Below are 13,002 nucleotides of genomic sequence, written 5' to 3' on the forward strand. Positions count from 1 at the left end.
GATTTCCTAAGGGATGAGGGATGAGGGATGAGGGATGAGGAAAAAAACAAAACTGGTTACTGATCACTGTTAACTGTTAACTGATTACTGAAATATCGCAGGTCATGAGGCGGCTCAGGAAAAAATTGGTCATCTTCGAACCATAGGGAGAATTCCACCAACGGGACGGATGACAACCGGCAGGGGCATTAAGGCTAAAGTCTAGGTCCTTACATTTGAGCCAGCGATTTTCTTTTCGCCAACCTAAGCGCTCTCCCCAAGTTTCGATCAACTTGTTATCTTGTTCGATAGTGCTTTCGACAGTGCCACCAAGATCTTGATAAGTCTGTAATTGAACACTGAACCCAAAGCGATCGCCGCTATATTGTCGCCAGAGCTGATCGATTACCATCAAGTCATTACAAGGAAAATGTTGGATATCTTTGGGGGTTAATTCCTCAATTTCGCGATTTGTTACCGCCAAGATTAATCTTACTGTCTCATGATCGGCTTCAAACCAATTTTCCTCCGCTAGATATTTTTGTAATGCTTTATATCTATAGCGATCGCCTAGTAACATCAGATCATTTTCCAGCCTCGTAATTTTCGCTGGAACATCAGACAATTCTTCGAGACGATCATCAACATTATCAAAACGATTAGTAAGCTCTTGTAACTGTTGCTGAATACTGGCTAAGGCATTTGCCAATTGCTCAGCAGGAATACTGCGATCGTCAATCATTAGTTCTGTGTATTTACTTAGATTGGAGAATTACTAACTTAGGATAACAAAATCTAGCAAGAAAAAAGACGATGCCCCATCGATGAGGCGATCGTCAAAACCCATTACTTATTACTTAACTAACTAGGCAGTCACTAATTCAGGACGCTTACTATTGCGAATCCCTTCGATCGCGCTCGCATAATCAGGAGCTTTGAAAACAGCAGAACCAGCAACAATCGCATTGGCTCCAGCTTCTAATACTTGCCAAGTGTTATTCGGTTTTAATCCACCATCAACTTCAATCCAAGGATCTAAACCTTTTTCATCACAAATTTGACGAAGTTTTTGGATTTTGGGCACGACATCAGCAATAAAGCTTTGACCACCAAAACCAGGGTTAACACTCATGATCAACACAAGATCACATACGGGCAAAACATATTCGATGATATCTAAAGGCGTAGAAGGATTTAAAACTACCCCCGATTTTTTACCCAATTCACGAATTTGACAAAGGGTACGATGCAAATGAGGAGAAGCATTATGCTCTGCATGAACAGAGATGATATCCGCACCAGCTTTGGCAAAATCGGCAACATATTTTTCGGGCTCGACGATCATCAAATGAACATCTAAAGGCTTTTTGGTAAGAGGACGAATCGCATCAACAATCAAGGGACCAATGGTGATATTGGGAACAAATCTACCATCCATAACATCAACGTGAATCCAATCAGCACCAGCTTGATCTACAGCTTGGATTTCTTCTCCCAAACGACTGAAGTCTGCTGATAGTATCGATGGAGATATAACTACTTTTTTATCGGTCATGATTTTGGCCTCTCTAAACGTCCTAAAAAATTTGTATCTGATTTAACAAAAAATCAACCTTTTACCCGTTACCATACCACACTCTTGATCTGAATCTGTGCTTACAAAACGAAATAAATTGAAAATAATCTTATTTTCTGTCATCGTTCTGTAACTTTAATCAAATCATCATAAATCTGTAAATAATTCTTGAACCGCTGGATGAATTATTTGGCCATTTTTAACATTTAAACCTTTGGCTAAAACAGGATCTTTATCCAGAGCATCTAGGCCATAATTGGCTAATTTTAAGGTGTAAGGTAACGTACTATTATTTAATGCTTGACTTGCAGTTTCTGGTACCGCACCAGGCATATTCGGAACTCCAAAATGAACAACTCCTTCCTCAACATAGGTGGGGTTAGTATGAGACGTCACATGAAGAGTTTCGACACAACCGCCTTGATCCACTGCCACATCGACAATAACCGAGCCAGCACGCATTTTGCTGACCAAATCACGATTAACCAGAATTGGTGCCTTTCTGCCGACAACTAAAACCGCACCAATCAATAAATCGGCATCGGGAACGACTTCTTCTATTTGAGGCGCACTACTATAGAGTAATTCGACTCGGGAACCAAAAACACTTTCTAGGTAAGATAGGCGATCTAAATCAATATCAATTATCTGAACTTTCGCCCCCATGCCCACGGCAATCCTCGCCGCTTCTGTGCCGACGACGCCACCGCCGATAATGACCACACGTCCGGGGCGCACACCAGGAATCCCTCCTAAGAGGACACCTCTACCACCCTGTTGTTTTTCCAAATATCTGGCCCCAAACTGCACTGACAAACGACCTGCGATAATACTCATGGGGGTGAGCAAGGGAAGTCGGCCATCAGCTAATTCCACTGTTTCATAGGCGATCGCAGTTACTCCCGATGACACTAGACATTCCGTTAAAGGGCGATCTGCGGCTAAATGAAGATAGGTAAAGAGAATTTGCTCTTTTGTGATGTATTTGTATTCGGAAGCTAAAGGTTCTTTTACTTTAACTATGAGCTTTTTACTCCAAGCCTCTTCTGGGCCAGCGACAATTTTGGCCCCTGCTTGTAAATAATCTTGATCGCTAAAACCACTACCCAAACCGGCATTTGTTTCGACAAATACCAAATGATTTTGCGCCGATAATACTCGAACACTATTGGGAGTTAGTCCAACACGAAACTCTTGATCCTTGGTTTCTTTCGGAATACCGATTTCCATATTTGACAATTAAATTAGTGATTTTTTATTAATGATAATAAAAGTGCCAAGGAAAAGTCAGAAATTCTTCTTTAGAAGAGAAATATTGGAATTTTTCAGAGTATTTTAACTTGACGCTTAACTAAGCTAACCTAACCTTGCTCTCAGATGAGATTACTTTAGCAGCTTAGTTCTCTAGCGAGATTCGAGAGCCAACTAAATCACAGTCAAGAATAAAATATGCCATAAAAATGCTCAGAATATTAAGAATTACAACAATATCTTACCAATTAAACCATTTTAGAGTCGATTGGTTCATTATTACTATATACGGGTTATAAACTCTTTAATGAACTTAGTATCAGAGTAGGTAGTGCGTAATTTTAACTATCCAGCAGATAGTAATTCTTAATAATTACTTTATGGGAATAGTTTGAATAGCGGTGTAAGATTTAACCTCGGTGGCTCCTACCGGAAAATTAACAGTATTTACCTGATTATTAGTTTTTTAAGGAGAGCAGCATTTCCATTTGCTATTATGAGTTGATAGTAAAAAAAATGCAGATTGCCCGTCTTAAGTTAAGATGTTGATTGTCTACTTGGAAAATTAACTAAAGAGATTAAAAATTGTCTTGTTTCAATCTTCCCAATGCTAGAATGACATGTCTTTGCCTGTATGAGTCAAATACATACAAATTACAAGTTTGTTGTTGATTGCGTCATTGAAACATAACAATTGCCTTGAGTTCTTTGCTTGAATTCCTAGTAAAAGTCAATTTTTAAGATTAATTAACAATACGAGTAGCATTTTAAACTTGTTGTTATATAATCTATATCTTGATACAATGAATTGCTTTCTTAAGCAAAAGAAACGTTCTATTTAACAGAAACCGCCATGACTAGACCAAAAAAAGGACAACCTCAAAAAACCAATTCCCCATTTAAACAATTAAGGTTGACAGCACAATTATCTCAAGAACAGTTAGCAAGAGATATTGGTGTAGCTGTATCAACCATCCGTCGTTGGGAAAAGGGGCAAGCTGAACCAACTATGACAGTTCTTCAAATGAAATCTTTTTGTGAGGCAGTGAACCAGACTTTAGATGAATTGCCCCAGTCCCTGCTTCCTCCTGCTGATGCAGAACCCGCGTAAGGTCGCTTTGCGATTGGCGAATGAGTTTATGTGCTCATAGCTTAAGCTTATAGCCTTTGCCGGAAAAACACTGATAACCGCCATCAAACGAAAAACGTTTTGATTTGGTGTCCTTTGAAATCATAGGGTTGTTACTTCGCTCAATATAGTCGAAGTGCCAGCCCTAATCTTTTTTTGTGAGTTAAACAATTTGATTTGCTAAGGAGAACTGTGACAAAATAATCAAATAATTGTTAAAAAATGTAAACAAAAGAATTGTCATGAAAACTGCACTACCTCGAAATCCCAAATCTCGTGTGATTGTAGTTGGTGCAGGGATTGGAGGCTTAACAGCAGGTGCTTTGCTTGCCAAACGAGGTTACGATGTCACAATCTATGATCAGGCGATCGCACCAGGAGGATGTGCTTCGACCTTCAAGCGTCGGGGTTTCACCTTTGATGTTGGGGCGACTCAGGTAGCAGGATTGGAATCGGGGGGGATTCACCAACGAATTTTTCAGGAGTTGGCCATTGAATCACCAACAGCAACTAACTGTGATCCTTCCTGTGCTGTGTTTTTACCAGGCGAAAGCGAACCGATTAATGTCTGGCGCGATCCAGGCAAGTGGCAAGCCGAAAGACAAAAGCAATTTCCTGGCAGTGAACCATTTTGGCAATTACTCAATAAGTTGTTTCGTGCTAGTTGGAAGTTTCAGGGTCGAGACCCGGTCCTGCCGCCGCGTAATCTTTGGGATTTTTGGCAATTAGTTTCTTCGGTGAGATTAGAGACCCTAGTGACTGTACCCTTCACCTTGATGAGTGTCACCGATGCTCTAAAGCTTTATGGTTTAGCAGGCGATCAAAGGCTGAAGACCTTTCTGGATATGCAGCTCAAATTATATTCCCAGGTTAATGCCGACGAAACTGCTTTGCTTTATGCGGCGACGGCCTTATCTGTTTCCCAAGCACCCCAAGGGTTGTTTCATCTTCAAGGTAGTATGCAGGTTTTAAGCGATCGCTTAGTCGCTGGATTAGAAAAATATGGTGGTAAATTATTGATGCGCCATAATGTGGAAAAAATTCAGACAGAACAATCAAAAGTAATCTCAGTCAAAGTTCGGGAGCAAAAAACAGGCAAAACGACCATCGAACAGGCGGATGAAATAGTCACCAATGTTACAGTGCAGAATTTGGTTAAGCTATTAAATCTTTCGCCACAAAACCAATCTCTTTTCTCTGGGTATCAGCAAAGAGTGGATAAATTGCCAGAAGCGTCAGGAGCTTTTGTGATTTATTTGGGAGTAAAGCGAGCCGCTATTCCCGATGACTGTCCACCTCATCTGCAATTTCTCTATGATTATGATGGCGTGATTGGGGAAAATAATTCTTTATTTGTTTCGATTAGTAAGCCAGGTGATGGACGAGCTGCTGAGGGGCAGGCAACTATTATTGCTTCTTCGTTTACAGATACTCAGATCTGGTGGCAAGGGAGTAAGGATGATTATGAAAGAGTGAAAGCACAATATACTCAAGAGGCGATCGCGCGTCTGGGGAAGTATTTTAATCTCACCGCGGAAAATATTCTGCATCAAGAAACTGCTACACCGCGAACCTTTGCCAAATATACAGCACGCGATCGCGGAATTGTCGGTGGCATTGGACAGCGAATTTCAACTTTTGGCCCTTTTGGCTTTGCCAGTAGAACTCCGATGAAAAATCTTTGGTTAGTAGGGGATTCTATTCATCCTGGGGAGGGCACCGCAGGAGTTAGTTATTCGGCGTTAACTGTGGTTAGACAAATTGAGGCTAAGAATAATTGAACGAGGGCAGAGGGCAGAAGGTAGTGACTTTACAATACTAGATTAGTTGCACTCTTTGAGATGTTTAATCGCAACATTTTGATTTATATGTTCTTGTTCTAATCTTATTCCCTCGCGGGATACATGAGCATATAATAAATATTCTTCTTTGGTTAAATTCGATAAATTTTCAGGTTCCGAGCTGGTTACTTCTACAGAAAATTGCTCAAATTTATTAAAAGTATCTTGACTCATCATTACAGAAATAGTCTGAGGAAAATATATTCTTAATTGATGCAGTATTTTAAACCCATCGGCATCGATATCTCCCCAGTAAAAGATAGGACAATCGGCCAACCAACTCACAGACTTTAACACCTGAGTTTTATAACCACTGCCCCAAATAGCAAAGCTATCTTGAAGATTAGGCAAAGTGAGAAAATTCATTTTATTCTCAGTTATAAAACAATGATATTTTTTGAGATCAAGTTGTTGAAATTCTGATAAGGGAGTCGTCAGATCAAAAACTGGAAAGCAATATTTTTCTTTGAGCTGCTTGTCTAAGATTCTGAATCTGACTAAAGGCTCTTCATATCTAAGGGAGAATTTTTGTTCAAAGCTGTATTTTTTCTGTTTATCGACTGGTTGAATAACTTCGCTGGGTAAGATTGCTGATAAAAGGGAATCAATAATAGCTTTATTTTGTTCAATGAATTTGGTATTAACTTCAATTGGTAGTTCACGAAGATAAAGATTAGGACCAGGATTTTGCTGAAAATAGTGACAAACTTTTAATAAATCTTCCCATTGCCCTGCATGATCAATAACTTGTTTGGTATGTTTAAATATCCATTCTTCAAGTTGAGGTATCGAAACCCTAATTAATTCAATATTGGCTTTAAATTTACTAAATTCTGATTGCTTATTAAGTAATACTAGATAGTCTTTTTTGGTTTCAATAGTAATTTTAGTAGGTAAAGATTGTGATCCATAACTTCTGGTATTCTTAGTTGTCAATTTGACAGTATATCCATAACCTAAAGTTGATTTTGATTGATTGATTAAACAGGTGAGTTCATCCCGCAGTTGGATATACTCTTGGGGAATTTTACCGATAGGTAAGACCAAAGGAAAAAAAATCTGGTTTTTAATTATTGTCTGAAGAAAACTCGTATATTTACGTTTTGCTTTTTGCTTAATTTGATTGGGAGTAATCACGATTTTTCGCTAATTCAATCTGACGATTGTGTTGAAATTCCTCAATAGTCATGGAAACAACACTAGAATAGTCTCTGGCCTCTGTATTGGAAACAACATGAAGACTGGAGATATAAGGTTCTGTAATGTTTATTTTGTCTTGAGGTGTAATCATTAATAACTGCAAATCTAAGTTTTTAAATAACTCCATAGCATATCGAGCATTTTTATCATCTAATTTGCTAAATGCTTCATCGATTACAACAAACCTAAATGATTTCCCACTAGAATTGGCTCGATGTAAACCAAATTGGTAGGCGATCGCACTGGCTAGAATAGTACAAGCTAGTTTATTTTTCTGTCCTCCAGACAAAGCCGCCGAGTCAGTGTGAGTTCTTTGTTCTTGATTATCTGAGCGATCGCGTTCACTGACAGAAAAATCTAACCAATTACGAACATCTGTAACCTTATTTTGCCAACGAACTTCATTATTTTTTAGGGGTTCGATTAAAAACTTTTGAATATTTTTGAATCTTTGTTCGTTATCTTCAGCAGTTTGTCTTGCAACATCTCCCAAACAAGTTTTTAGATTATGTCTAAAATCTGTAATTTCGCGATCGCGATTTTTATGATACTGCAATTCAATATAAGTTGAGGTTGTGTAGTCAATTGTTCGCAAAGAATTATTTAGATTATCAATATCTTGCTTAATTTCTTCTTCTGTCTGTTCTAGAGAAGTTTTAAACATGATTATAGAATCGACAATTTTCTCTGTCATCAGCTTTTTGAATCTTTTTTGATGGCGAGGTAAATCATCCTGTTCTATTTTATGAGTGAGTTTAATATATTCTGGGAGTGACTCAAAATCACTTCCCATATCAATTGTTACTTGGGTAAAATTTCGCCTAAAGTTGTAAATTTGTTTTTCAATACTATTTCTACAAGAATTTTGTTGATTGATCTTTTTCTGAATCTGCTCACCGAACTTGTTATTTACTTGGTCTTCAATTTCATCAATATTTTCCAAGTTTAAGTTATTGTGCTGTAATTTCCTAAGATGTTTTTTTGCAAAATTTTCAAGTTGAGATTCTATAGAATGTCTGAATTTTTCTTGACATTTTGACTTTGCCGCCTCGGCTTTTCGACGATTATCTTCTAGAGTCTGAATTTGTCTAATTAAATTATCTCGTAGTGAATTAGCGGTGATAATTTGTTGTTGAACTTCCTTTAGTTGGGTCTCCAATTGTTGTAGGTGATTGCTACTTGCGGTTAATTCGGCTAGCTCTCGTTCCCGCCTTTGTTTTCCTTGTTCTACCAAACGCCAATCGATGGAGTTAAAGTCTGTAAAATTCATAAAGTCTTGTAACCAAGATTGTTGTCGCTGGCGTTGGCTACGTTTTAGTTCTAGTTCCTTAACTTGTTGAATCAATTCCTGTAGGTCTTGGTTAAGTGAAGATAATTCTGTTTCTATTGCCGCAATTTTTTCGGCATTATCCCAACCCAAAATATAGTTTCTGCGATCGCCTATGCGCGAGCTATCATCTTTTTCATGTCTTTCTCCACTATGTTTAATCAATCCCATGGAGGTGATGGCACGAGTTTGTTGCAGAAAAAGTTCCACTGTATCACAACAAGTATAGCTATAGGACTGAACTAACTTATGTTGCAACCATTGGGCAAAAATTCGATTGTCAGGCTTAATTTCTAACTTGGAAGGTACTTTATCAGGAGCGAGAGCCCGTTGAGTTGCTTGGGTTGGCGACGGTGCAACTCGATAGTAAACTAAGCGCCCTTTTAAATTATTACTATTTACATAGGAGTTGACTTTACTATAATATTGCTCGGAAACCAAAATACACAGGCCAAAACCTTTTAAAAGCCTTTCGATCGCGGCTTCCCATTCAGCTGCATCATCACGAACTTTAAGCAGTTCTCCCACAAAGGGCAAATCGGACTGCTCTAAATTGAGAGCATCGGCAATGCGATCACGAATGTCTAAATTTCTTTGGGGAATTTGGCTCTTACGTTGCCGAAGCGAGTCTAATTCTGATTGCAATTCTTGGCATTGACTCTCCAATTCTTTGCGCTGACCTACCAGCTCGTCACGTTCAATTTCTAAATCTCGTAGCGCAGCAATAATATTTTGTTTGAGATTTTCTCCTTGCTCTCGTGCTGTAAAAAATATCTCTTTATCCCTATATAGAGGTAATTGGAGCAATTCTGCCAGACGATCATATTCTGTTGCTTGATGTTTTTTATGACTAATTTCTTGAGTATCTTGTTTAATCTCTCTTTTTAATTCTTCTAGTCTTCTGCCCACACTATCTTGACTAATCGCAATCTTTAAATCTTGTTCTTGCTGACGCAGGCTGTCGAGCTGCTGCTCGCTATTGTCTTGATCGAGCTTCCTCTGGGCAAGTTGCTGCTCAATTTTAGTGATTTCTGCGGTTAATAATCCAAATTTTTCCTTCGCAAAATAGGCGGGAGCGACCGTGATATTTTGCTGTAAATTGACAATTTCCTGGGTTAACCGATTATATTTCTCGTCTTCTTCTGTAAGAGGAATTAAAGTTTCTAGCTGTTGTCGCGATTGTTCAATTACATTATGACAAACAGTTAAGTCTTCATAGCTTTTTTGCAACTCCTCAATTTTTGCCTGGACATCAGTTTTTTCTAGCATATGCTTGCGAACAAATTCATTCAGACTTCTGATCTCTTTGATGCTGACAGTTTGATTGAATAAATCTAAGGCTTTGTCTGACTGCAAACCCAAAAGTCTGGGAAAGCTGGCACTATACTTATTGAAATTTTCAAAAGTTGTCGTTGCCTTATTTTTTTTGAGTTTTTTTTTGAGTTCAGAAACATTCTGATAATTATTAAAATCTTTCTCAATGCTCAACTCATCTTTGGAAACAACAAAAAACTTTTTAACCGATCCGTCTTTAACCCATAAAACTTGAGCTAAGGTCACTTGCTGTTGGTTATCTGTATTGCAAAAGTAAGCCAGTAAGATTGTAGGAATGCCTTCTTCCCGCAAAAATTTTGATTTAGAACCATAGGATTCTTCTAAACTGGTGCGATCGTAGGCCCCCAAGACATAACTTTTTTCGTTGCGTTCTCTTTTCCCTGTATCACCAGAAGCCAAATTGTAGTTACGTCCTCTGTTGGGAACCAGCAAGGTTAATAAGCCATCCACTAAAGTCGATTTTCCAGAACCATTGGCCCCAGTCAGCAAGGATGTTTTACTCTGCAAGTTTAGCGCCCAAGGGCGGTTATCAAAGGTCCCCCAGTTAAGAACTTCGTATCTTTGTAAACGATATCCCGACGAGTTATGTTCTGAATCAGGAGTCAGTTTCAGCTGAAGTGGAGTTTGCTGCATATTCTGCCAGTTTTTGTTTGAGGTTAGTAAGGGTTTGGGCATCAAGTTTTGCTTTGAGAATGGCTCTTATTTCGTATTTATCATCTTGTCCCGATAGTTGTCTGAGGAATTCCAAATTTTCGGCTTGCTTGACTAGACTATTAACATTACGCCGAAACTTTTCTTCGTTATTACTTTCTGGGAGATAAGGCTGAAGTAAATCCCGAATTTTTTCGATGCTAATAACTAATTGGCCTGTGGCTTCACTGGTATTAAACTGTCGCAACTCTTCTCTTAGTAAGATACATAAGATAGTCATTTTAAAGCTTAGGGGATGGCGAGTTGTCAGGCGGGGTAAAGGTTCAGATTCATCTTCTGGATCGGCTTCTGGTTGTGTAAGATAGGCAAATCCATCGGTTTCGTAATTACGTATTTCTAAACCAAGCTGACCAAAAAACTCTTTAAGCGGGGTTAGATAGCTTTGTAACTGATTCCAATGAGAGTCGTTACTGTAGATAACGCCTTTGAAAAGTTTAATAATAACTGGCGCATAGGCTGGGCGAGGTTGAGTCGACATTTAATGTAATCGCCTAAAAATGACTTCCGGCATGTTGAGAGATAACTTATCTCCTAATTCTAAGCTATCTATATCGATGTACTCAAATTTTCTCAGATTGACTTCATGCTGTTGGTCTTGTTTGGCAATCACTATATAGGCGACAATTTCCGCTAATCCTTGGCTAATGGGATATAGCCTGATTAATTCTACTAGGGTAATTTCCGCTCTTGTGGCCAAAATTAGCTCAAGGCGATCACGTAATAAGTCTTCGTCTACGTAAACTTGATGATAAATTTCGTTTAAATCTTGCCTTAAGTCAACTTCCGGTAGATTATCTAAATCTAGAGCAAAACTAGGGCTAGGAGATTCTTGCAAAGAATGGAAAGGACGATCCATAAAGATATTCAACTCGGGTTTTCCTTCAAATATCCAAAAATTCGGCTCTAAGGGAGGAGATTCGGTTATTTTTAAAGCCAAGCCTTGGATTTCTCTGATTAGTTCGCCAACTCGTCTATTTTCCTCTAGGTTACTTTCATCCAAAAGCTGGCGTATCTTCTCTGCCAGACGATAGTTGGATTGCATAATATATTGGGCTTCGTTAACTAATCTACTTTTAATCCGACGTAATGATTCATATCTTGAACCCGAAGCAGATAAATCTTCCAAATTATAAACGGCTTCGATTAAAATTTCTAATTCTTGTTGTTTGCTATCTGATTGCAGGAAGTTGAAGAAGGTATAAAAACTCTTTCCCTGGTTTGATTCCCGTAATTCTTCATCGGCATCCAAGACGCGATCCAAGATAGATCCCTTGTTCGCTTTGACTTCTAATCTTGCGGTGGTGATTTTCTTGGTCAACTCGCGAAAATTTTTTTCTATGGTACGAAAATCGGCCACTAATTGACGAGCAATAGAATTGGCGAATTCAAATCTTTCCTGAATTTGGGTCTGATTATAATTTTCGACAATGCCAGTTTGTTTGATTTTGTCGATTTCCTGTTGAATGCGATCGCGCTCTTGCTCTAGTTGGGATATTCTGGTTTCCAAATCTTCGGTACTGTTATCTCTAATCTCTTTTAGCAAGCTAAAGATCTGCAAAAAACGCGATTCTGCGCCAATAAATTCACTTTGCTCTAAATCTTCTAGCCAGGTAATTACTTGTTCGGTTGCAGGGGTTAGTTCGAATACAGGATCGTCACTATCAGCTTTATAGGTTTTGCGCAGAAAGTCATCATTACACCATTGATTTAAATATTCCCTGGGCGATCGCGGATAGAGATCTGGTTCGCTGTCTCGTAAAAACTCTAAATAATCTTCTAGTTTCTTGGTTAGCTCAGATTCTGGAATTGAGATTTGCTGCTTTTTTTTGAAATGCTGATACAAAAAGCTAACAATCAGCGGTGCATTCCGACTTTTTAGCAGTTTAATATTTGGGGAATTTTCTAAATCATATTGAATTTTCTCATGTTCCATAGTTTATCCTGCAAAATCAAGCATTATTTCTGTAATTTTACAGTTTAAATGTGTATCTATCACTCATTATTTGCTTAATCTGAAGTTTTGCAGGAGAACTTTAATTGGAGCAATATTCCAATAGTCGCGATGAGCAACAATGAGATTATTTTGGTTGATTTCTAGCTCACTCCAACCAGGTATTACTAAAAGAGGTTTCCACGGCAAGGGAGAGGTCATCTTTAATGTCCATTCTGTTTTGATAATATTTTTGTCTTGGGTAATATTATGAAGTTCTAAGTCGATATTGCCGAAAAAGCGACCCAAAAAGCCAATCATTTTTTGATAACGGCCTATGCCTTGGAATTTGTTTAAAGGATCTTCAAAGTAAACATCTTCTGCGTAGATACTATAGGTTTGGTCTTTGGGAAACTGTTGGTAATCTTGTTTGATAACCGCTACTAAGTCAATTTCTGATGATTGATCTGGCATTTTAATAGTTGCATGACAATATCAAATATATTCTAGGTTACTTAGTGAATTGTGCGTAATTTTAGGATATTAAGCCAAGATCTATCGGATTGAACAGGTATTATAATTTCTATACTTTGAGCAGCCATATTTATTTATGGCGTTGCTGAATCCAGATATGAATTCGTTTCGCGCAAAGGCGCAAAGACGCAAAGAAAGAAGCAAAGAAGATTAGTCCAAAATTCTTTCATGTTTTAAATCAGCAACGCC

Annotated in this window: 10 protein-coding genes; 2 read left to right on the top strand and 8 right to left on the bottom strand. The window is 38.3% G+C overall.

What is annotated here, in order from left to right:
* Window positions 1-76 precede the first annotated feature (76 nt).
* The 3 genes from XEN7305_RS02110 to ald all read right to left on the bottom strand — a co-directional run bounded on the left by XEN7305_RS02110 (window position 77) and on the right by ald (window position 2,785).
* On the bottom strand, window positions 77-721 hold the full coding sequence (locus XEN7305_RS02110) for a GUN4 domain-containing protein (RefSeq protein ID WP_006507679.1): 645 nt from the start codon (window positions 719-721) through the stop codon (window positions 77-79).
* 123 nt (window positions 722-844) lie between these two features.
* Window positions 845-1,534, bottom strand: a complete 690-nt coding sequence (gene rpe, locus XEN7305_RS02115) for a ribulose-phosphate 3-epimerase (RefSeq protein ID WP_006507680.1) — start codon at window positions 1,532-1,534, stop codon at window positions 845-847.
* Between the two features lie 168 nt (window positions 1,535-1,702).
* Entirely contained in the window at window positions 1,703-2,785 is a 1,083-nt protein-coding gene (ald, locus tag XEN7305_RS02120) for an alanine dehydrogenase (protein ID WP_006507681.1), read from the bottom strand.
* Between the two features lie 874 nt (window positions 2,786-3,659).
* On the opposite strand from ald, the gene XEN7305_RS02125 reads away from it, so the two are divergent.
* Window positions 3,660-3,917, top strand: a complete 258-nt coding sequence (locus XEN7305_RS02125; protein WP_006507682.1) for a helix-turn-helix transcriptional regulator — start codon at window positions 3,660-3,662, stop codon at window positions 3,915-3,917.
* 260 nt (window positions 3,918-4,177) lie between these two features.
* Window positions 4,178-5,716, top strand: coding sequence for a C-3',4' desaturase CrtD (gene crtD, locus XEN7305_RS02130; RefSeq protein ID WP_006507683.1), 1,539 nt, complete (start codon window positions 4,178-4,180; stop codon window positions 5,714-5,716).
* 42 nt (window positions 5,717-5,758) lie between these two features.
* On the opposite strand, the gene XEN7305_RS02135 is transcribed toward crtD, so the two are convergent.
* The 5 genes from XEN7305_RS02135 to XEN7305_RS02155 form a co-directional block, all read right to left on the bottom strand.
* A complete protein-coding gene (locus XEN7305_RS02135) occupies window positions 5,759-6,913 on the bottom strand; it encodes a Wadjet anti-phage system protein JetD domain-containing protein (RefSeq protein WP_006507684.1) in 1,155 nt (384 codons plus the stop codon).
* Window positions 6,891-10,271 (bottom strand): ATP-binding protein, encoded by a 3,381-nt coding sequence (locus tag XEN7305_RS02140; RefSeq protein WP_006507685.1) that lies wholly within the window; start codon window positions 10,269-10,271, stop codon window positions 6,891-6,893. The genes XEN7305_RS02135 and XEN7305_RS02140 overlap by 23 nt, the downstream gene beginning before the upstream one ends.
* Window positions 10,234-10,827 carry a DUF4194 domain-containing protein gene (locus XEN7305_RS02145; protein WP_006507686.1) on the bottom strand — a complete coding sequence of 198 codons (594 nt, stop codon included), beginning with the start codon at window positions 10,825-10,827 and terminating at the stop codon, window positions 10,234-10,236. Before XEN7305_RS02145 ends, XEN7305_RS02140 begins: the two co-directional genes overlap by 38 nt.
* Window positions 10,828-12,282, bottom strand: a complete 1,455-nt coding sequence (locus XEN7305_RS02150; protein ID WP_006507687.1) for a DUF3375 domain-containing protein — start codon at window positions 12,280-12,282, stop codon at window positions 10,828-10,830.
* 66 nt (window positions 12,283-12,348) lie between these two features.
* Window positions 12,349-12,753 carry a DUF2358 domain-containing protein gene (locus XEN7305_RS02155; protein ID WP_006507688.1) on the bottom strand — a complete coding sequence of 135 codons (405 nt, stop codon included), beginning with the start codon at window positions 12,751-12,753 and terminating at the stop codon, window positions 12,349-12,351.
* Between the last annotated feature and the right edge of the window lie 249 nt (window positions 12,754-13,002).

The organism is Xenococcus sp. PCC 7305 (assembly GCF_000332055.1).
Classification (GTDB): Bacteria; Cyanobacteriota; Cyanobacteriia; order Cyanobacteriales; family Xenococcaceae; genus Xenococcus.